General features: G+C 44.2%; 15 protein-coding genes and 1 pseudogene. 4 read left to right on the top strand and 12 right to left on the bottom strand.

Annotation, left to right across the window (positions count from 1 at the left end):
- Positions 1-283 precede the first annotated feature (283 nt).
- Positions 284-2,218 (top strand): heparinase II/III domain-containing protein, encoded by a 1,935-nt coding sequence (locus DVG78_RS12255; protein ID WP_114461362.1) that lies wholly within the window; start codon positions 284-286, stop codon positions 2,216-2,218.
- Positions 2,219-2,438: 220 nt separating this feature from the next.
- Positions 2,439-2,888 (top strand): DMT family transporter, encoded by a 450-nt coding sequence (locus DVG78_RS12250; protein ID WP_147277066.1) that lies wholly within the window; start codon positions 2,439-2,441, stop codon positions 2,886-2,888.
- A gap of 52 nt (positions 2,889-2,940) precedes the next feature.
- Here the strand turns inward: DVG78_RS12250 and darG are convergent, their stop codons facing one another.
- From darG to DVG78_RS12220, 5 genes and pseudogenes are all read right to left on the bottom strand, one after another.
- Positions 2,941-3,987 carry a type II toxin-antitoxin system antitoxin DNA ADP-ribosyl glycohydrolase DarG gene (gene darG, locus DVG78_RS12245; protein WP_114461360.1) on the bottom strand — a complete coding sequence of 349 codons (1,047 nt, stop codon included), beginning with the start codon at positions 3,985-3,987 and terminating at the stop codon, positions 2,941-2,943.
- A gap of 1 nt (position 3,988) precedes the next feature.
- A pseudogene (darT, locus tag DVG78_RS12240) lies at positions 3,989-4,594 on the bottom strand (type II toxin-antitoxin system toxin DNA ADP-ribosyl transferase DarT).
- A gap of 56 nt (positions 4,595-4,650) precedes the next feature.
- A complete protein-coding gene (hemL, locus tag DVG78_RS12230; protein WP_114461358.1) occupies positions 4,651-5,940 on the bottom strand; it encodes a glutamate-1-semialdehyde 2,1-aminomutase in 1,290 nt (429 codons plus the stop codon).
- A 39-nt stretch (positions 5,941-5,979) separates the two neighbouring features.
- A complete protein-coding gene (locus DVG78_RS12225) occupies positions 5,980-7,665 on the bottom strand; it encodes an ABC transporter substrate-binding protein (RefSeq protein WP_158550016.1) in 1,686 nt (561 codons plus the stop codon).
- Positions 7,666-7,926: 261 nt separating this feature from the next.
- Positions 7,927-9,675 (bottom strand): phospho-sugar mutase, encoded by a 1,749-nt coding sequence (locus tag DVG78_RS12220; RefSeq protein ID WP_114461356.1) that lies wholly within the window; start codon positions 9,673-9,675, stop codon positions 7,927-7,929.
- Between the two features lie 385 nt (positions 9,676-10,060).
- On the opposite strand from DVG78_RS12220, the gene DVG78_RS12215 reads away from it, so the two are divergent.
- Positions 10,061-10,900 carry a cupin-like domain-containing protein gene (locus tag DVG78_RS12215; protein ID WP_114461355.1) on the top strand — a complete coding sequence of 280 codons (840 nt, stop codon included), beginning with the start codon at positions 10,061-10,063 and terminating at the stop codon, positions 10,898-10,900.
- A 120-nt stretch (positions 10,901-11,020) separates the two neighbouring features.
- Here the strand turns inward: DVG78_RS12215 and DVG78_RS12210 are convergent, their stop codons facing one another.
- The 3 genes from DVG78_RS12210 to DVG78_RS12200 form a co-directional block, all read right to left on the bottom strand.
- Positions 11,021-11,473 (bottom strand): GyrI-like domain-containing protein, encoded by a 453-nt coding sequence (locus DVG78_RS12210; protein ID WP_114461354.1) that lies wholly within the window; start codon positions 11,471-11,473, stop codon positions 11,021-11,023.
- Between the two features lie 18 nt (positions 11,474-11,491).
- Positions 11,492-11,920: a VOC family protein gene (locus DVG78_RS12205; protein ID WP_114461353.1), complete on the bottom strand. Its 429-nt coding sequence runs from the start codon at positions 11,918-11,920 to the stop codon at positions 11,492-11,494.
- 93 nt (positions 11,921-12,013) lie between these two features.
- Complete coding sequence (locus DVG78_RS12200) at positions 12,014-12,958, bottom strand: helix-turn-helix transcriptional regulator (RefSeq protein WP_114461352.1); 945 nt, start codon at positions 12,956-12,958, stop codon at positions 12,014-12,016.
- Positions 12,959-13,067: 109 nt separating this feature from the next.
- Between DVG78_RS12200 and DVG78_RS12195 the strand changes: the two genes are divergently transcribed.
- Complete coding sequence (locus DVG78_RS12195; RefSeq protein ID WP_114461351.1) at positions 13,068-13,523, top strand: hypothetical protein; 456 nt, start codon at positions 13,068-13,070, stop codon at positions 13,521-13,523.
- A gap of 76 nt (positions 13,524-13,599) precedes the next feature.
- Here DVG78_RS12195 and DVG78_RS12190 read toward each other — a convergent pair whose 3' ends face one another.
- The 4 genes from DVG78_RS12190 to DVG78_RS12175 form a co-directional block, all read right to left on the bottom strand.
- Complete coding sequence (locus DVG78_RS12190) at positions 13,600-15,351, bottom strand: ATP-binding protein (protein WP_114461350.1); 1,752 nt, start codon at positions 15,349-15,351, stop codon at positions 13,600-13,602.
- Positions 15,352-15,355: 4 nt separating this feature from the next.
- The gene (locus DVG78_RS12185) at positions 15,356-16,645 is read right to left on the bottom strand and encodes an SIR2 family protein (RefSeq protein WP_114461349.1); all 1,290 of its coding nucleotides are present in this window, start codon (positions 16,643-16,645) and stop codon (positions 15,356-15,358) included.
- Between the two features lie 234 nt (positions 16,646-16,879).
- A complete protein-coding gene (locus tag DVG78_RS12180) occupies positions 16,880-18,832 on the bottom strand; it encodes an adenylate/guanylate cyclase domain-containing protein (protein WP_147277065.1) in 1,953 nt (650 codons plus the stop codon).
- Between the two features lie 163 nt (positions 18,833-18,995).
- Positions 18,996-22,076, bottom strand: a complete 3,081-nt coding sequence (locus DVG78_RS12175) for a serine hydrolase domain-containing protein (protein WP_114461347.1) — start codon at positions 22,074-22,076, stop codon at positions 18,996-18,998.
- Between the last annotated feature and the right edge of the window lie 122 nt (positions 22,077-22,198).

Here is a 22,198-nt window from a genome sequence, read left to right as displayed (position 1 = left end):
TGTTAGAGAGAATCAAAAATAAACAGTTGTAGATTAAGTAAAACGGCTAATTACAGGTTTTTACTTATGGCGGACTCTTTTTTTAGATTAACCCCCAGAGGAACCCCACCACAAGGGCATTTTTGCAGACTTTTCAAATTTAAAAAACAAACGCCTAGTCGGGGACGCCCAGTCGGGGAAAGTCAATTCATTATTTCCCGCCAAATTCAAGTATCAGGGTCTCACCTTTGCCTTCTTTACATTGAATGAATGCATTAGATTATTCACAAACCTCTATCCCAACATGAAAAAACTTGTTATCCTCACGATTGTTTTATTTAGCCAATGGGGGCTGATGCAAGGCTACGCCCAAGTCACCCAGCGCAACATTTTAGGGAATAAATACGCCTTGGAAGTCGTCAAACAATCCTTGATTCCGCAAAATCAATTCAAGCCTTATCCCAAAACCGTTGGCGAGTGGAAAGCCGCCCTCCCCGACTCCGTCATTGTGCGCACCATCAAGACAGGAGAAGCCCTGTTGGATTATAAATTTGAACCCATATCGGCCACGCTTTCGCTCGACTTTGTACGCTCCGGCGACCGCGAGCGTCATAGTAAAATCTCTTTTAGCAAACGTAACGCTTTGATTGATTTGGTGTTGGCCGAAAGCATTGAAGACAAGGGTCGTTTTACAGAAGCCATTCTCAATGGTGTTTGGTCCATCTGTGAAGAAAGTTTTTGGGGTGTCCCCGCTCACATCAGCGGCACAGGTTTGCCCAATGTAGAAGATAACATCGTCGATCTTTTTGCCGCCGAAACCGCGTCCGTTTTGGCATTAACCGACTATTTTGTGGGTGATAAACTTGATAAAATCAACAAGCTCATCAGAAAGCGCATTTACCACGAAACCAACCAACGGCTCTTTATTCCGATGCTCAAAAATCCCGACCGTTATGGCTGGATGAGCAAAAAAAATGCCGTCAACAACTGGAATCCGTGGATTATGTCCAACTGGATGACGGCAGCGCTGCTGCTCGAAAAAGACGAAGCCCGTCGTGCGGAATCGCTGCATGGCGCCATGCTAGGATTGGATTTGTACCTAAACGGACTAGGCGAAGACGGTGGCTGCGACGAAGGGCCGAGTTATTGGTTTGCGGCGGGGGCTTGCGTGTTTGACTGCCTAGAATTGCTCGACGAAGCCACAAAAAACAAGGTGGCAATTTACAACGAACCATTGATTCAGAAAATGGCGTCGTACGTATACAAAACCCATATTTCCAATGATTACTTTGTCAACTTCGCCGACGCCGACCCAAAACTCAAACCCGACGGCATCATGTTGTATCGTTTTGGGCAAAAAATCAACGACCCGCAATTGAAACAATTCGGCAAGTGGGCCATTGAGAAATACCCAACGGCCATTTCCAACAACGGCTTTCATCGGATGCGTAAAATTCAAAACCTACTGACTTTCAAGAACATTGAACCCGCTAAAAACAGCTACGAGCCCGTAAGAAACGCATGGTTTAATGACATTCAAGTGCTGACCACTCGCGCTGACAACGGTTTTTATATGGCGACCCACGGCGGCCACAATGCCGAAAGCCACAACCACAACGACGTGGGTGATTTTCTGCTCTATGCCAACGGAGAGCCGGTCATCATCGACGCAGGGCGCGGAAATTACACAGCCCGCACCTTTTCGTCTAAGCGCTACGAGCTGTGGTTTACGCAATCGCAGTACCATAACTTGCCCATCATCAACGGCTTAGGACAAATCGCTGGCCGCAGCTACGAAGCCACCAATGTAAAAAGTACCGTCAACGACAAAGAATCATCGTTGAGCATGAACATTGCGCCGAGCTACGACAAAGCCGCTGGTATTGCGGCTTGGAACCGTACCGTCAAGCTGAACCGCGCCAAAAACACGGTAGAAATCAACGACGATTACGCGCTGAATCAAAAGCCCAATTCGTTGCAGCAGGTATTTATGACCGTTTGCGACATCGACACCGCTACGCCTGGAAAAGTCGTCTTCAAGACGTGGAAAAACCAAACCGTTACGCTGCAATATGATCCTAAACTTTGGAGCATTTCTACCGACTTACCGTCTACCGACGGCATGGAATACGTCAGTTTCAAAACCAAATGGGACAACCACCCCGTACAACGTATCATCTTGACCAACAAACCATTGGCCCAAAAAGGAAAGTACGGATTTACGATAGGAATGAATTAAGAAGCGATTTTTGAAGCGCGATACGTACACTTATTTTACAAGAACACCCCTGTTGGTTGGCAGCTAACAGGGGTGTTCTTGTAAATAGGCGTTTTAAATGGTTCTTATTAACCTAAAGACATACTTTTGATAAAATCTTTCAGGGACGCTATTGAGTTTTACCTTTGATTTATTACTACATTTAAGTTATCGCAAAAACGTTACTTTCAGACAAGTGAAAATGAACAACTCTATTCTCTACATTATGCTTGCCATTACGGCGGGCGTGTTGATTCCGTTCCAAAGTGCCATGAATTCGGCCTTGGGCAAAGGCCTCCAAAACCCCTATTTTTCAGCGCTTACCATCTTTATAGTAGCCGTCATTGGGCTATCTGCCTACATAATATTATCACGTCAAACCGTTCCCAACATGACGCATTTTGCCGCCCCTCCCAAGTGGAGCTATATCGGTGGTATTTTGGGCGGCACCTACGTTTTGCTCGTTGTTTGGCTGGCACCGAAGCTGGGCATCGGAAACGTAACCGTTTTGGTGTTGATGGGGCAGGTAATCGCCGCCATGGTGATTGACCAATTTGGGCTACTCGGCGCCCCGCTTCACCCCATCAGTTGGCAACGATTGATAGGGGTAGTGCTTTTGTGTACGGGAGTGTATGTGATTCGGAAATTTTAGAGACTGTTTTTTCTATTTTTTTCTATTTGGGCCAACCAGAAAAGTTATTTTACTAAAATATATCCATTTTGTACTGATTCAGGTAATCATAGGATGCCTTCACATACTCTCGCTTGAAAAGTTCTTTCTTACGCATATTCCATGAAGAAATGGCGGTCATTACCTCATCTAATGAATACTTAGGATTTTGAACAAGAATGTAATCAACCGTTGCCAAAATTTCCAGCGAAAGTTCCGAAGTATAGCCCGATAAAAAATGGATTAATTCTTTGACCCGCTGCGCTTCTTCAAACGTAAGTTGTTTATTCACATACTCGTTTACCTCCTGCCATTTTTCATAGTTTAGTTTCAGGGGTTCGAAGGGTTTGACCTGTCCCTGTTCCATTCCTTTCAGGTAAACTCCGTTGAGGTGGTACAGGACTTTTTCCACCCCAATGGCATAAGGGCCATAATGATAAGGCTTAAAGTCGAGATTTAATTTTTGTCCTTTTCGTTGTAGAAAATAAGCTAATTTATTGGCGGCAAACAAACTGCTGTACTCGCCCATACTCTCGAAAGCAAACAGTGTGTACAGGAGGGCCGCTCGTGCGGGAGTCAGATGAACTGATTTCTTGGCTTGCTGCTTTTGAAGAATTTCTTTAATGGCTTCGTTCGGCTCATAAATAATCACTTCAAGGTCCAGTTCGGCAAGTGAAGATATAATCATGGGCTTTACTTTGCTCCATTCCAAGCCACCATTACCACAACCCAACGGTGGAACAGCAATGCTCTTTATCTTTTCTTTTTGTAAAAGTTCTTTCAAAGCAGCTAGACCTCTCTCAATGTATTCATATTTTGACGGATACCGCCAATGCACTTTGGTAGGAAAATTAACAATAAGTTTCTTTCCCAAATGCAGGTTTTCCTCCCAAATTGCCAACAACCTACCCGGAACCAGTTCATTTTTTTTACAAGCCTCCATGTATTTCCTGTTGTTGTGGGGAAAGGCTTCCTTAAACTGCAACGCAATGCCTTTGCCCATTACCCCAACGGTATTGACAGTATTTACGAGGGCTTCCGCCCCTGATTGCATTAAATCACCAGTTTCGAATGTTATCATTTTAAAAGAAATAAATGGGCTGAATATGGACAAAGAGGTTGTCAAGATTATGTACTCTCAGGAGTGTGTTTACATACTCTGCGGCTTCTTCGTTATACACATGAAATGATTCTATACTACGGCACGGCACTTCATCGCGTACTAAAAATTCTGCCTGATACCTCCTAGGGCGGTCATAGTCGCCATCACTTTTACTAAAATTACTCTGTTGAATGCTCTCCCAATCTATTGAATTTAGGTTTATTAAATCATTATAGTGATTGGTAGCCATGTCATTTCCCTGTCCATCCGTAAAAAACCATTGTGGCAACTTTATCAACTCTTCAATTAAACACCTGATAACGAGAATTTCACTTTTACTTCGCTTAGGTACAAGTGGGGCTTGATAACCCGTAACAATATTAAATAACATCATGGATTTGGGGGTAAAATAAAAAGGCACATATTCGCCGATTTTACCGTATCCTTCGATTCGTACAGACGCTATACTTCGGACATCTATTATTTAAGGGTTGCCGATATTGATATACTCCCTATCGGCTTGAGCATGCTGCTTGTTTACCATGCCATTTTGCAGAATAAAAGGCAGGTTTTGAATATGTGTAATCCGGTAACAAAACTTTTATTTGCATTGACAATGCTCATACCTAATTTATTATCCAATTAAATCACCTCCCGTAAGGCCTCTTCGTTGGCCTCAATCAACTGCTGAATGTGCGCATCTTCCAAGGCATACGAGAAAAACAGACTTTCAAACTGCGACGGTGCCAAATAAATACCGCGCTTAAGCATGGCTTGAAAATAGCGACCGAACAGCGGCAAATCCGACGCTTTGGCAGAGGTAAAATCCGTGACGGGCTGGTCGGTCATAAACAGCGTAAACATCGACCCAATGTGATTGATGGTGAAGTTCAATCCCAGTTTTTGAAGGGATGCTTTAAACCCAGCGGCGATGGTGTTTCCCACTTCGTCGAGACGCGTATATACTTCGGGGTGCGCTTCCAAATAACGCAGCATCGCCAATCCCGCCGACATCGCAATCGGGTTTCCAGAAAGCGTACCCGCCTGATACACAGGCCCTGCTGGCGAAACGCAATCCATGATTTCGCGCTTACCACCGTAGGCCCCCACGGGCATACCGCCGCCGATGATTTTACCCATCGTGGTCATGTCGGGCACAATGCCGAAGCGCTCCTGTGCACCGCCTTTGGCCAACCGAAAACCCGTCATCACCTCGTCAAAAATCAACACGATTCCTTCTTTGGTACACAGCGTACGAATGGCTTCTAAGTAGCCCGTATTGGGCAATACACAACCCATATTTCCGACAACGGGCTCCAAAATCAAAGCGGCAATTTGGCCTTTGTTGGCATCCATAAGTTGTTGTAACGCGGGCAAATCATTGAACGGAGCCGTCAACGTATCGTTGGCTACGCCTTTGGTCACGCCCGGACTATCGGGCACGCCCATCGTCACCGCGCCACTGCCTGCCGAAATCAAAAAGCTATCGCCATGACCGTGGTAGCACCCTTCAAATTTGATGATTTTGTCGCGCCCAGTGTACCCGCGCGCCACCCGAATCGCCGACATCGTGGCTTCAGTACCCGAATTGACCATCCGGACTTTTTCCACCGACGGCACCATCCCGACAATCAGTTCGGCCATTTCAACTTCTTTGCGCGTAGGCGCACCAAAAGAAAATGAGTTCTGAATGGCGTCAGAAACCGCCTTTTCAATCAGTTCGTGGGCATGACCCAAAATCATGGGCCCCCATGAATTGATGAATTCTAAATATTGATTTCCGTCTTCGTCGTAAATATAGGGCCCTTTGGCCGATTTAATGAAAATCGGCGAGCCGCCCACGGCTCTAAAGGCTCTCACGGGGGAGTTTACACCTCCCGGAATGTATTGTTTTGCTTTTTCAAAAAGGTCCTGACTTTGTGTACGTTGCATTCGTTTTTGTTACTTAATAGATGTAGATGATATAATTTTCTATTGCCCGTTGGCCAACACCCACCGCATATCGTCCATTTTCACAATGGGCACAACTTGGTTGTCGTTTGAACTCTTATAATTAAATCCTGAAAGCAGGTAATCGTCCTCAAAAACCCGCGTATCCAGTCCGCTGCGCACTTGATTGCGGTACTTGTGCAACAAACGGCCAAAAAACAAAAGCGCATCGTACCCCTGCATGGCATATATCGACGGAATCGTATTTCGTTTGGTCAGATAGTTTGTCTGAAAATCTCTTACCTGCGCCTTAGAAGTATCAATAAACTCAGTATCAATAATATACACTTCACGTCCTGCTAAGTTCGAAGAAACAACGTTTTGCATGTTAAACGCCAATGAACTCGCCAAAAGCGGAACGTTGATTCGCCGTTTGTCAAGCATATTGAGCACCTTGTTTCCATCCGTTTCGGTACTGCTAAAAACCACCACGTGGCCTGGTTTGTTTACTTCCGTAATCGTAGCGCTTGAGTCGAGTCGCTCACGCGTTTTGCGAAAATCAATCGTTTGATAGCCTGCTTCCGTGGCCTTGGCCTTATAGGAGGCCGCCAAGGTAGAATCGCGCCGGGTAGCTCCGTAATAGATGGCCAATTTACGGTTGGTCGAAGGCTGCGAGCGCATAAAGTCAAAACTTTGTTGCGCCTGACGTTCAAAAGAGGGTTGCAACAATAAAGTATTGGCATGATTCACCAAAATATCAGTTGCAAGGCTGGTTGGATGTACATAAAATATGTTGTTACTTTCAGCATAGTCAGCGGCTAGCTTGGCAGGTTCATTGTAAACTGGGCCAATCAACAAGTCGGTTTGCGCAAAATTGGCGTTATTGACTACATTGACCATCTCTTCGGGGTCGTTGCTGACATCGTACGTAAATAGATTGACCAAAATGCCCTCCTGCTGTAATTTGGCCTTAGCCAACTTCATTCCTTCGTACATATCATACGCAAATTGATTACTGCGCACCCGCTGGTTGGGGCTGAATTCTTTAAGCCGAAACGGCAGCGCCACGGCCACATTATAATAGCCTTTCTGAAGGTTGTTATTACTTTGACGTACGGGAGTAACCGGCGAAGAGGGTTTGGAAGAAACAACGCCAAAGCGATTGGTCAATTGGTCAGACAGTTCCAAATCCGATTTTTCATTGGACGTTCGCTGAATCATATCAATCAGCGCCAACGCCACCGTCTTATCGGCAGGATGTTGGCGATTCAGGCTCTTGAGGTAGGCAATGTCCTGTAGTTTATTAACGTAAAAGCGCTTTAAATTTTCAGCCTCTTTTTTGACCGAAGGCGTTGAAATTTCCTCTAGGTAGTCCAATGCTTCTCCAAATTGTTTTTCCTGAAAAGACACATCAGCCAGCACGTAGCGTACATCATCCATTTTTTTCCAATCAGGAAAACGCTCCCGCAGTTGCATCAACATCTGACGGCTTTCCGACAACCGATTGGTTTTGAGGGCCGCCAAAGACCAATAATAATGCGCAAAAGGTGCCAGACCGTGGGTATATTTACGGGCCGTCAATGGGGTAAGTGCGCTCATGGCAGAGGCAAAATCACCCGATTTGTACAACACCACTCCGCGCTTGTATTCGCGCTCGTAGGTGGCATCAACACCCTGGGCATACATAAAAAAAGGAAAGAGGTAAATCAGAAAAAAGGATTTTCTCATTAGAAAAGCATTAGTGGGGTAAAACCGGAAGTCAAAGTTAAAAACAATTTTAACGTGTCTACTGCTGGGATGGCAAGTAGCTGTAAAAATAATGAAGAGGACGTAAAACAAAAAAGCCATCACGCTATATGCGAATGGCTTTTCTCACACTTAACCTATGATGAAAAGTTCTGAAGTATCTTCGGAACTTCAAACGTAACGTGAATATACGTCAATTTGTTTTATTTCTACAAACTTTTTTCAAAAAAATATCAAATTCCCCTATTTCAGGTGAAGTTCTTCGCCGATATTTTTCACTTTTTGTTTCAACGATTCGTACACCGCATCAAAGTCTTCGTTACGTTCTAGCTTGGCAACTACTCCCACGTAAAACTTGATTTTGGGCTCAGTACCCGAAGGACGGCACGTAAATTTGGTGCCATCGGCCGTAAAGAATTGCAGTACATTTGAAGACTCAATCCCCATACTTCCCGACGGAATGTCGACCGTGGTACCGTTTTCGGTACGTTTCAAAAACTTATAATCATCAATCCGAACAACGGGGGAGCCCGCAATCGACTGCGGCGGATTAGCCCGAAAATCGGCCATCATTTGCTGGATTTCTTCGGCGCCCGTTTTGCCTTTTTTCGTCAATGAAATCAGTCCTTCGTAGTAAAAACCAAACTGCTTATACACCTCCATCAACAAATCAAAAAGGCTCAGTCCTTTGTCTTTGGCGTAGGCCGTCAGCTCGGCAATCATGGCACAGCTTGCAATGGCATCTTTGTCGCGAACGGCATCACCGATGAGGTATCCGTAGCTTTCTTCACCGCCGCCGATAAACTGCTGCTGTCCTTCCAACTCCCTGATTACCTGCGCAATATACTTAAATCCAGTCAGGGTATTGTAGCAGTTAACATCGTATCCCGCCGCCATTTTGTCGATGAGGTCGGTCGTAACGATGGTTTTACAGACAAACTCTTTTCCTGTCAACTTACCCGCTTCTTTCCACGCCTGCAAGAGGTAATAGATGAGCAAAGTAGCCGTTTGGTTTCCGTTCAGCAATTGAATTTCTCCGTGGTGGTTCTTGACGGCAATTCCTACGCGGTCAGCATCGGGGTCGGTGCCCATTACGAGGTCAGCGTCGATTTCTTTGGCGCGATTTACGGCCATCGACATGGCTTCTGCTTCTTCAGGATTGGGGTACACCACCGTTGGGAAGTATCCATTTCCTTGCGGCTCGGCCTGCTCGGCAATCACCGTTACATTTTCAAAGCCCATTTTGGCGAGCAACTGCGGCACCAGCGTCACACCCGTTCCGTGAATCGGCGTAAAGACAATTTTAAGGTCTTTTTGACGCTTGATTGCTTCTTTTGAAATCGAAAGCGAAAGGATTTGATTGATGTATTTTTCATCCACTTCTTCACCGATAAGGTGAATTTTGGAAGCATCTCCCCCAAATTTAATATCATCAATGGACTGAATAGCGTTTACTTCATCAATGATATTTTTATCGTGCGGCGCCACCACCTGAGAGCCATCATCCCAATAAGCTTTGTAGCCGTTGTATTCTTTTGGATTGTGCGAAGCCGTAATCACCACTCCACTTTTACAGCCCAGCAGACGTGCCGCAAAACTCAATTCTGGCGTGGGGCGCAGTCCTTTGAAAAGATAAACATCGATGCCATTTGACGAAAAAACATTGGCCGTCACCTGCGCAAAAACATCCGATTTGATGCGGCAATCGTGAGCAATGGCTACGCTGATTTTTTGTCCCACAAAGGTTTTATTCAAATAATTGGCCAATCCCTGCGTCGCTGCTCCCACGGTGTATTGGTTCATGCGGTTTGAGCCAATGCCAATCAATCCGCGCAGACCGCCCGTGCCAAACTCCAAGTCTTTATAAAATGAGTCAGTAAGTTCAGTAAAATTTTGTTTATCAACCAGTTGCTGAATATCAGCCTTGGTATCGGCATCATAATTACCGCTAAGCCATAGGTCAACTTTGGTTTGTACAGCAGCTTCGAGCATAATGTTTTGAGTTTTGGAGTTACAGTTTTAGATAAAAAAGCAGAAACGTCCCCAAATTTAACGACTCATCCGAATCTTGCAACTTTATGTTTTATTTAACGCCAATTTTATATTGTTAGAATGACCTTTTACTACTTTTTACCCTACCAATAGCCTATAATTATTTTTTCTTTTTCGGATATAATTCTAACATTTCTCCCATTTTTTTTCTCAATTCTATCCCAATTAGCGGCACAAATTTGAAAAAAAAATCGTTTTCAGAAAGTGGATACACGGCCTAAACTGTTTATAAAAGCAGTAACGTTTAGTGATACCGTTGGTATGACTTGTTAGATACTCAATACGTTAGAAAATCGTTTTATTTACTTAATAGCCATCAATAACAATGCAGTTACAGCCGATTGACAAACGCTCGGGCCTTACGCCCGAGGAGTTCAGAAAACAATACCTTTTGCCCGCTCGTCCCGTCGTTTTTCGCGACCTTGCGGCCGATTGGCCCGCTACCCAAAAGTGGACATTTGAGTATTTGAAACAAAATTACGGGCACTTAAAAGTCCCACTTTTCGGCAATGACTTCCATGATGCTGGCAAAGGCTACATGAGTCCCAAAGTTCACATGCCTTTTGCCGAATACTTGGATTTGATTCAAGCGGGGCCGACCGAATTACGGATGTTTTTGTACAACATCTTTCAACACGTCCCCGAACTCGTCGACGATGTCAGAATGCCGACCATCATGCCCGGGTTCGTCAAAGAATACCCTTTTATGTTTTTTGGAGGACAGGGCGCAGTGGTAAAACTGCACTATGATATCGACTGCTCTTCGGTTTTTTTGACCCAGTTTCAGACCCGAAAACGGGTAACACTGTTTGCTCCCGACCAAAGTCGTTTTTTGTATCAACATCCTTTTACGGTGCAGAGCCACGTCGATGTTTTGCATCCTGATTATGAAAAATTCCCCGCCTTCAAAAAAGCGGTGGGCTGGGATACCGTGCTCGAACACGGCGAGACCATTTTTATCCCCTCTACTTTTTGGCATTTTATCCAGTACGTAGACGGTGGTTTTTCCATCGCTCTCCGCGCCAACGACAGCGTGTTTACCCGGCTACGCGGCGTGTCAAATATTGTCCGGCATTTTGTGGTCGACAAGGGGATGAATAAGTTGCTTGGCCCCCGCTGGAAACATTGGAAAGAACAAAAAGCCGCCGAACGAGCCATGGCGTAGTTTAAAAAACCACCTCCACTGCATTTTCGAAAAGTATGGGACGGGGTATCATTTACAAAAAAGTAAGCGTTAAGCAGATACTCTGCTTAACGCTTACCAAATAATGCTCCGCTTTCAATCTTACCTAATCCCCACCTGCACTTCGGTGATGTTGTTTTCAGGCGTTTCAAAATCCATATTGATGTACATCTCCCGGCACTCATCGGTCATGTGAAGCCCTTGGGCGTGGAGTTGACGAATGAGGTTTTCGTAGGTTTTGGGCAGTTGCTCCCACGGCCCTTCCAACACGGCAGAGACACACTTAAAACCCGCAATACGCCGCCACTCAAACTCCGACGAAACCACTTCTTTTTCTTGAATAGGAAGCGCTATTTCCAACAGAAATTTTGTATCTGGCTGTCCGTCAATACCATAATAATTCCAGTGAACGCCCCCCGTAACCATCAAATCGAGGCGCACCGCTTCGCGGTAGAGGCTTTTGGCCACGTGAGCCACGTGGTTTGATAATTCTGGAAGGGTGGTTTTGACGCGAAAAACCAGGGCATTGTAAGGTTTTGATTCTTTGATATTCATGGCTGTATGGGTAGTTGTTTAGTTTTGCGGATAGTCAAAGTTCACCATCCATTTGATGCCAAATTTATCGGCGGTCATTCCGAAGTAGGCTCCCCAGAAGGTATCTTGAAGCGGCATTTCAACTTCGCCACCTTCGGCCAATCCATGAAAGATTTTTTCGGCTTCCTCCTTGCTTTCAGCCCCGATGGCCAACGACAGATTGTTGCCCAGCGTAAGCGTATGCCCCATAGATTCGAGGGCGTCGGTTCCCATCAGAATCGTATTGCTGCCAATCGGCAAGGCCACATGCATGATTTTGTCCTGATCAGCGGCTGATAATTTATCCGCCTCTGGGGTATCTTTAAAACGCTGGAGTCCGACAAATTCTCCCCCAAAAACCGATTTGTAAAAGTTAAACGCCTCTTCTGTGTTTCCCAAAAAATTCAAATACGGATTGACTGTTGCCATGGTTGTGTTTTGTTTAAAGTTGTTTAAAATGACTGATTATTTAACTTCAACAAAGGTACAACCCGTTAGTGACAACCGTATGTCAGTAGGGTTTCAGGAAAGATAATGCTCCTGAATTTCGAGGGCCAAGGTGTGCATCATGTCTTTCATTTTTAGGGGGCTTTCTACGCTAACGTGCTTACCAAACGTCAGCAGCCAACGGCCCATTCCTTCAAAAAATTGCGTCATAAACGTCATCTTAACGTATTTGTCATGCACTTCTTCGGAAAGGAATCCCCATGTATAGCGTTGCTCCTGCATAAACATCGCCGCTCCTTTGTGCACCCAAATGGTCACTTCTTCGAGATGCTCCTCCACGCGCAGGCGGTCAAGGTAGGCTTGCAGGGTAAGTAAGTTTTGTTTCGGAAAAAACGCCTCTGTATTGGTCAGGTTCTGAATCCGGTCGACCCTAAAATCACGGTAATCGCCCCGCAGCCGACAATACGCAATCAAATGCCAGTGAGAACTATAATGCACCAAACCGATGGGTTCAATTTCGCGCTGCGTGCTGTGGCTGTGAAAATTGGTAAGGTAATCAATCCCCAGTACCTGCTGCCGCACAATGGCCTGTTGAATCACATTGAGGGAATTCACTGAAAAAGGCTCCGAGCGCTGCCGTGCCAGCACCTCCACCCGCGATTCTAGGTCTTCTAAGTGTTCTTTTTCGTTGCGTTTCAGCACAGATTTGATTTTGTAAAAGGCCGAATCAAACCCTTCACGCAGCGATTCGTCGGCCATTTTTCCAATCAATTTGGCCCCAAACAGCAGCGCACTGGCTTCTTCGTTGGTAAACATAACGGGCGGCAGGTGGTAGTCTTCCAAAAAATAACCCACGCCCGCCTCGGCCCCGATGGGTACGCCGGCTTCTTCCAAGGCTCGGATGTCGCGGTAGACGGTGCGTAAACTCATTCCGAAACGGTCGGCAATTTCTTGCGCTTTTACGACACGTTTGGATTGTAACTGAATCAAAATGGCGGTAAGTCGGTCGATACGGTTCATAAGAGGAAAGGCTGTTTGACGAAATGACGGGCAGAATTTGCGGTAACATTTTGCAAACTGCCGATTCCGTTATAGTATTGAGTATGATTTTCAAAATTCATAAAAAACCATGACTTCACGCCTTTTTTCGTTCCTTTTTCTGCTTTTATTCATGGCCTGCCATCGGCCCGCCGACAACGTACAGGAGGCCCAAACCCGCCTCACGAGCGTACCGAAATGGGAAATTCAGGAGATATTGATGGACGAAGCCCCCATCTTTAAGGACGGAAAAAGCGTACCCCACATCAGCGGGGTAGAATTTGATACCTACATGGATTGGGTACGGTTCTTGCCCGACGGCACTTTTGAGGGCCATTTTAAAGGAGCCACCGACACCAAAAAATTTCAGTGGGAAGCCTATACCAAGCAAAACGTCATTGCCCTACGAGATACGAGCACCAAAACAGGCGGCTGGAATATCTACCCGCGCAACGTATATGAAGATGGTTTTGAAATGGAAACCCGCAGCAGCGTGTATGACCCACCCCGGGTAACCAAGCTAACGCTGAAGTTTAAGCCCCTCTGAAAACAAGCCACAATTTAAGAACAACAGGTGCCATTGGTGGCGTAGGTTATGCCAATGGGAGTATACAACTTTCTTTTCATTGCACACTTTGGGGAGATTTGAATAATATAGGAGTGTCGGAGTTTGGCGTAATTTTAGGTGTTTTAATTTTTAACATAACGGGCATAGGAAAATCAACTCCAGCCAAAATAGCCTCCCCGGGAGCTAAAATAGGCAAGAAACTGAGGGCATTTTTAGTTGCCTCCGAACAAGCATATTCTATGGTTTCTCTATCACGTTGATTGATAAGGCGATGCACAATAAAAGTACCAAATTGGCTTAAAACACCAACTGGAATATCACGTGGCATTTGAGTTGCCAAGACCAAAAACAACCCCTGTTTACGACACTCTTTAGCTATTTTTTCAAATGCGTTTAGCTCAGTTTCGATTGAGTATTCATCTTTTACTTTTTTATTTAAAAACTGATGTGCTTCATCTACAAAAAGTAAAAGTGGTTTTTCTTTGAAGGGTTTATCCTTTGAGAGCGCTTTTTCGTAAAGAAGTCTTCCTATCGCATTGACTAAAATAGATTTTAGGTCATTATCAGTAGTGACATTTTCGACGGATAGAATGAGAATTTTAGAGCTACTTTTTATAAATTCTTCAATTTTTTTTGTAAAATCATTGCCACAAGGCTCATCTTTATCTATGCCAAATGCTTTAACAAACGATTGATTTTTGAGTGTAAAATTTATTCTGGAGATTAAGGAGGTACAGTAACCAAACTCAGTGTTATTTTTCCCTCCAAAAATGGTATCATTGTCTTTATCAGACGAAAAAATACATTCGTGAAGTATTTGATTCGCTAAGTTCCTTATATTGAAGTTGCAGTGTAATGATTCTGTATATTCTGAGTATTTACTTTCTATTTTTAAATACTCATTTATCTTGAAACCCTTCTTGATTATTACTTTCTTTTCGTGAACCAAGATAGATGGAAGTGGGTCTTTCTCAATTTTAATAGAATAGTGTAGAAGCCTTTGAGATTTGCAAGCTTCCTGTAGCTTAGGTAATTGAACTTGCCCTGATGGCCTAAAAAGTGCATATAAATCCGTCTCACGAAGCCCTGAATAGTGAAAATACACATCATCTACATCGTCACTATTAAACTTAAGATATGTTGCACTTGGTAAATTAGCCAATGGAGCGTATTCACCTGTGGCATCAATGACAATGGCTTTGCCACCGTTTCTATTAATTTCTTCAAGCAGCTTGGCAACAGTATAGCTTTTCCCGCCCCCCGTAGTACCTACAATGGCGCAATGTCGGCTAAACAACGCCTGAGGCGAGATTTTAACCGAAGAATTACTATCATTGGGTAGTTGAGCAATTTCAAAAGAAGGCTCTGTAGGGTTCTTAGAATTGTCTTTGCCAAATTCTTGTAAAAATCGATCTAAAATAGAAGTTTGGCATACATAGGCTTTTGAACCCACAGGGGGTAATTGATTCAATCCTTTTTGTGCTTTGAATGGCTCGTAATAATCAAATCCAAGTAAGATTTCAACTCGCGCTATTGGATGAAAATGCTCACTTTCAAAAGATGCTTGTGTCAATCCAAGTCGTTCTTTTTCAGGCAGTACAATTTCAATAACTTGGGCGAGAAAGCCATAGTTTTCTCCTTCAATAAGTAAATAACTTCCTACTAACCCTGCTTGTAGAGTTACACCATTGTAATAAAACTTAGTGAGTAAGTTTGACGCAGGAAAATGAATTCTTGTGTAAGTCGGAGACACATGGCTCACATATCCTACAAAATGGCTATCTTGAAATAAACTAACCTTTTCCATATTTCTAATGATTTAGCGCTTGTTTAACAATTCTGGCAAAGTTTGCGCCTAAATCTTCTTGCTCAAAAGAGTTATTATCAGGATACTCTTGAGCAAACTCTTGAAATGTTTCACCTACCAATAAAGTCCGATTATCTGCTTTGGTATATCTAAAAATTCTTTCCCAATTGTGTTTCTCTATAGAAATAGAAGGGTCAACAACAACCAAATTTAAACTACTGTTTTGTTTTAAAGATTCCTCAATAACTGAGCTAATATGCTTATCAAGGAAGCTAAATCCTATCGTAATCAATAGGGTATTTTCTAAACGGAGTGCTCGTTGAAAACGCGACATCATCTCAAAGTAAGGCTGTTCGTATGATTGCTCATATTTATTATCACTTGGAAAAACAATAAGTCTATCAGCGTCTATATCTCCAACATTTTTTCCATTATCCGTTAAATCAAAGTCTTTCTGGACAATTTCCCCGTTTTGGCGATACCAATTTAATGAGCCATGTACTTTGTATAAATGGAAGAGTTTTGGCACGAAACTGTTTTCTTCTTTGATACGATTACCTTCTCTGATAACTATATCATAATCAAACATCTGACCATCAAAATACCGAGGGCTTGCATAATTGAATCCGTCAATTATAGTAAATCGATCTTTATTTGCAGCCTGTTCCCAAAGGGAGTCATAATTTAAGGTAAACAACTTTACCCTACTATCCTTCATTTTTCTCTTTGTGATTTTACGAAGGAAAGTCTCATGGGTTTTACTTTCTCCAAGTTCAAGCGTACACTTCTTAATGAGAAACTTTTTGATTATTGTGATTTGTGCAGACAACTCTGGATGGACAACTTGGTTTCGATTTGCAGCATCAAGCAGCTTTTCTAAATCCCGAATAAGCTCTCCTTTAGAGTCTCTTGTGTCATAACCACTTTGAGTGGTGAAGTCATTGAAATTGAGCAATTTATCACCTTGATTTAATTCTTCCCAAAGTTTTCCCATTGTCAAACCACCATTGCCATCATTACTGCTACCTATCTTTACAGACGAACCTGCTCCTGATAGAATGACTAAATTGGAGAAAACATAGTTTTTCAGAGCATTTTGGTAGTAACTTCTTGCTTGCTCTTTGCCAGTATTTTCTAATTTTTCTTTTGACAAAACTTTAGGAGTTTTATTCTCTTCAAACTCTTGATATTCTTGTTCATCAATGAAAAGCTTTGTTTGCGTTCCATCTGTCTCTAAATAAATTTTCTTGGTTTTTGACCAGAGATAGATTTCTTTCTCTTTTTTGTTTTCCATAACGAACCGGTTCAGAATTTTAATTTAGCAAAATATACCTTTATTACGCACCTATTTTTGTAAATATGAAGTCGTTTGATTCTATTTCTCAAATTCAATCACATACTCCGACTTGTATTCGCTTTTTTAAGGCAAGAGGTACGGAGTTTTACCGAAAGTTGATTTGGTTTTATAACGTTGCTTTCAGGGCTTAAAATCATCCATTTAAGCCCCAAAAGCAACGTTAGATAGTTCCTACATTTGCATTGAAGCGTTCTTCTCCACAAAGTACATCTTGATTTCACCTTTTCCTTTTGCGCTGATGTTTCCTCGGTATTCAAAGGAGAAAAGTGGGTCGTCTTTTATCAATTCGTAGAATGCCTCGCTGATGTTTACTTTGCCAACGCTTCCGTTGCTTTCCATACGGCTGGCGGTATTGACGGTATCGCCCCAGATGTCGTACTGAAACTTTTTTACGCCCACAACCCCCGCCACGATGGGGCCAGCGTGGATACCCAACCGCATTTCAAAGTGAGGTTTTGGGGCTTTTTGGTTTTCGATGGCCCTTTGGGCGATAAACGCCTGCATTTCCAGCGCTGCCAATACCACATTTTTGGGGAAGTTTTCGTCGGCATTGGCCATGCCTCCTGCGGCCATGTAGGCATCGCCGATGGTCTTGATTTTTTCGATTTGGTATTTTTCTGAAATCCTGTCAAACGCCTCGAAGCAGACATTAATTTCTTCGACCAATCGCTGCGGTGACATGGTTTGGGCGGTTTGGGTGAAGGATTGAAAATCGGTAAATAGAATGGAGACCATTCCAAAATCTTTGGCTTTGACGCTGCCCGTTAGTTTGAGTTCTTCGGCGATTTCTTGGGGCAGGATATTTAAAAGTAAGGCGTCTGAACGATCTTTTTCGATTTTGAGGGTTTCTTTAGCCTTTCTCACAAAATTCAGTCGATACCACAAGCCACCTGCTATCAGCAGCACCATTCCCAACGAAGCGATGATGACATTTCGCTGCTTTTCTTTGGCCTGTATTTCGGCTTGGTGTTTTAGTTGGGCTGCGCTTTGTTTTTTGACGAAGGCGATGCTGTCCACCAACTGTTGCTTTTGAAACTCCATGTTCATCATTCGGCTGGAGGCTTCTTTTGTGTTCAAACTATCTTCAAAAGCATTTACTTTTTCATAATACAGCAACGCCAACGAGTTGTTATTCAAAGATTTATAAGAATGATAAAGACATTCGCAGGCATCTTTTTTGATAGAAATCGCACCCATCTTTTCGGCTATTGTTAGCCCCGCGCTGCATTTTCCAACGGCTTCTTTGTATTTTTTTAGTTGATAGAATATATTGCCAATGGCAATGCTACAGCTACTTCTATACTGTAATTTACCAATTTCTTCGGCTTTTTTTAGACAGTTGTTGTAGTAGTACAACGCTTTTTGAAAATCTGATTTTCGGTAAAACAACTCTCCCAAATTTGACAGGACTTCTATTTCTACCTCTTTTTCTTTCGCTTTTTGAGCAATGGTCAGTGATTCATCAAACTCTTTCAAGGCTTTGTCAAAATTGCCCTGCTCCATAGAGATATAACCCACCTCCATCAGTATTTTGGCAACTCCTCGTTTGTCGTTTAACTCTTTGAAAAGGGCATCTGCTTTGTTAAAGTATTTCAGGGCGTTGGGGTAATCTTTTATTTTTGAGTAAATACCTCCAATGTTTCCTGTAATGGTAGCAGTCGTATTTTTATTCCCAATTTTTTCTTGCATAAAAATGGTCTGTTTATACAGCTCTACCGCCTGTGGATAATTGCCCATGCTATAATAAATCACACCTACGTTGTTTAATAAAGCAGCCACCCCTTTTTTATATCCCGCCTTTTTATAAGCAGCTACACCTTTTTCAAAATAAGAAAGGGCTTTAGAAAGGTTGCCTTGGCGGTAATAATTTGCCCCGATATAGTTAAAACAATGACCAACTTCCCGTTGCTTTCCCAGTTTTTGGTAAATAGGTAAGCTGCTTTCAAACAATGGCAGGGCTCGTTTTGAGTCACCAACACTGTCATATTTTTCAGCAAGTTTGAAAAGGCTATCAGCGGTTGATGGATTTGGGGAATTGGCAATGGTCTGTGTGGTTTGTGCGTCTAGTTTTACTTCCACCAGAAAAAAGCAAAACAACAATAGATACATCCAAGGGTTTTTCACGCGTTTTGTGGGTTTCAATTTGTCTGGTGTCTTTGTTTTACTTCACTACCAACCCTTCATACACCACCTGCGACCGTGCGGACGTTGCGGGTGGAGATTTTGACAGGCCATGCCATTAGACTTTCCAAGACTCAAAGTCTTGGAAAGTCTGCATATAGAAACCTTATTTAAGCCCCAACCCCTCATACACCACCTGCATGATGGCCGTGCGGACGTTGAGGGTGGAAATTTTGTTATTGTCGCGTGTGGGGTACACGCGGTTAGACAAAAAGACGTAGTTGAGGTTATAGGCGGGGTCGTTCCAAATCATAATACCCGTATAACCCGTATGGCCGTAGCTCATCGACGTGGCGCTTTTGGGGGCGTTGCCACAATCTCTTCCCCGGCAGGGTTTATCAAAGCCGATACCGCGACGCGACTCGGGGAATTGATAACTTGTAAACTCATTCATGGTGTTTTCGGAAATAAACGACTCACCGCCGTAGCTGCCTTTTTGGAGGTACAGTTGCGTTACTTTCATGAGGTCATTGGCATTACCAAAAAGCCCCGCGTGACCGCTGAGTCCACCCAACATGCTGGCACCTTCGTCGTGTACGCGCCCGTGGATGAGCGTTTCGCGGTAGAAAGTATCCCGCTCACTGGGCACAATTTTGCTCAAATCATAAAAGCGTCTCGGATTGAAGGTCAGCGAGTTAGCACCTATTTTACGATACACGTTGGTTTTTAAATAATCTTCAAACGGCACCCCCGTGATGTTTTGCACCACCTGTGGATACAAGATAAAAGACAAGTCAGAATAAACGTATTCCTTTTCCGCAACGGCGGACCGCTCGTTAAGCGGTGATTCACGAATGGCATCAAAAATTTTCTTTTGGTATTTTTTGTGCAACCAAAGGCTATCCGTTACCTGCACCGTGTAAGGCCCATGGGCGGTTTTGCCCCAGCTAAAGGTCTTTTTCTTCCAAGTACCGTCGGCATTTTTGGTATCACGCCAAAACGGAATCCACGCTTTCAGGCGCGCCTGATGCGTCAGCACCTGTCGCCAAACCAAATCGGCTTTGTTTGATTTGTCATAACTGGGCAAATAATCCTTCATCGTTCCGTCCAGATTGAATTTGCCTTCGCTGTGCAATCGTGCCAAGGCCATGGTCGAGCCGGCAATCTTGGTCACCGACGCAAAATCGTACAAATCCGTCAACTGAACGGGGCGCGGCGGCACATTTACCATCTTCAACGGAGTTGGATACACATGCGTGCCGTAGGCTTTACGATAAAATACCTTTCCGTCTTTGGCCAGCTGAACCACGATACTCGGCGTTGCTTTTTGGGCAATGGCGTTGTTGGCCAATGAGTCAATCTTGAACGAAAGCCACTGGCTATTTAACCCCACTTCTTCGGGAATGGTGTATTTGAGGCGACCAATGGCAGGAATGTCCAAGCCCACGCCGTAGCCAAACTGCGCATTGACCGTCACGGGGAGTTTGCCTTTGGCAGGAATGGCTCCGAACAACAACTGCGCCGACAATTCTTCGGTAAATGGCGTCAATTGGTAAGCCATCACTAAGGCTTTGGCATTTGAAATACCCTCCAATTTATTGAGCGAATACACATTTCCAAAAACCGTTATGATTGAATTACCGTTGTTGGCCAACTCTTTTACCCACGTGGCCGTGGTGGGCGTAATCCCATAATTTGTTCCCGGACGAATATTGTTGAGGTGCGCTCCTACCAGCACCACATCGTAGCTTTTCAGCGCCGACCGAATACGCGATTGCACACTGTCGGGGGTTTGAGGATGAATGATAAAATGGTCTACGTTGGTATATAAAGAAAGTGTTTTTTGGAATGTAGTCAGGTCGCCCGTTGAGGCTGTTTCATTACGCGTACCCAAGGCCACTACACCGTCTTTGGTGGCCGCCGTGGCCGCTGGCGCGTCCGTTAGAGAAACGGAAGCAATCGTTATTTTATCTAAATGTTTAATAGGCAAAATGTAGCCTTCATTTTTCAGGACCGTCAGCGCATTTTCGGTGAGCAAACGATTGAGCAATTCAGATTCTTTGTCGTTAATATCGGCAATCAGATTTTTGGTTTCAATGGGTTTGAATTGAGCCAATCCAACCCAGGCTTTGGCGGCCAATACTTTCTTGACCCGCGCGTCTATTTCGGCCTGACTGATGCGTCCTTCGGCAATGGATTTTTTGATTTCGGCAATGGCAGCGGGTACATTGGGGCTAAATTCCAACACATCCATGCCTGCTTCCAATCCTTTGGCGTCGCCTGTTCCGTTAGGAAAATATTTGGTTAAGCCTTTCATATTCATCGCATCAGAATAAATGAGGCCGTTGAAGTGCAGTTGGTCTTTCAGCAAGCCCGTCACGATGGGTTTTGAAAGCGTAGAAGGCACATTTTTGGCGGTATCCAATACTGGAATCGCCAAATGCGCCATCATGATGCCGTCGGCACCTTTCTCGATGAGTTTACGAAAAGGGTACAATTCTACGGAGTCTAACCGGGCGCGATTGTGCGGAATAACGGGCAAATCATAATGCGAATCCACGCCCGTATCGCCGTGGCCGGGGAAGTGTTTCAGCGAACTCAAAATCCCCCCGTCCTGCATTCCTTTCATGTACGCGTACGATTTTTCGAATACTTTTTGGGGGTTCTCTCCAAAGGACCGAAAGTTAATGACAGGGTTATTGGCGTTGTTGTTGACGTCGACCGAAGGGGCAAAATTGATGTGAACGCCCAAGCGTTTCTTTTGCGCCGCCAGCGCTTTGCCCATTCTATAAATCAAATCGTCGTTGCCCTGAATCGCCCCCATCGTCATCTGGTACGGGAAGCGCACCGCACTGTCTAGGCGCATGGCCAAGCCCCATTCGGAGTCCATCGCTACCAAAAGCGGCACTTTGGAAATGGACTGATAATAATTGGTCAGTTGCGCCTGTTGCACGGGGCCACCCTGAAAGAAAATCACGCCTCCCACTTTGTAGTCACGGATGTACTGCGCCACCACGCGCGGGTTGGAGAAAGTCGTATCAATGATGACTCGTTTGGGGTTCATCGGATACCCGTGGGCCGCCACCATAATAAGCTGCGCAATGCGCTCGTCGGGCGTCAGGCTGTTAAAGACCGAATCTACCCAGCGTTGATTGGGGTTTTGCAAAAAAGGCGGTGTAGTTTGAGCAAAAGAGGAAGTTGCAAGGCAAAAAAAGGAAAAGAGAAATAGAAACAGAGGCTTTTTCATGTAAATCAGCGATAATGCCGGTGTTGATGGTTATTGATAGTCAAAGGTTGAAAAAAGGTAGGCATAAGTCAAATCTCCGTGCTAAAAAGATTGAGCCTTACCCACAAAAAGCCCCGCCAAAA

This window comes from Runella aurantiaca, from assembly GCF_003339505.1.
GTDB classification, from domain to species: domain Bacteria; phylum Bacteroidota; class Bacteroidia; order Cytophagales; family Spirosomataceae; genus Runella; species Runella aurantiaca.
The sequence above is the reverse complement of the archived record's forward strand: the minus strand, read 5'-3'. Positions and strand labels throughout refer to the sequence as shown.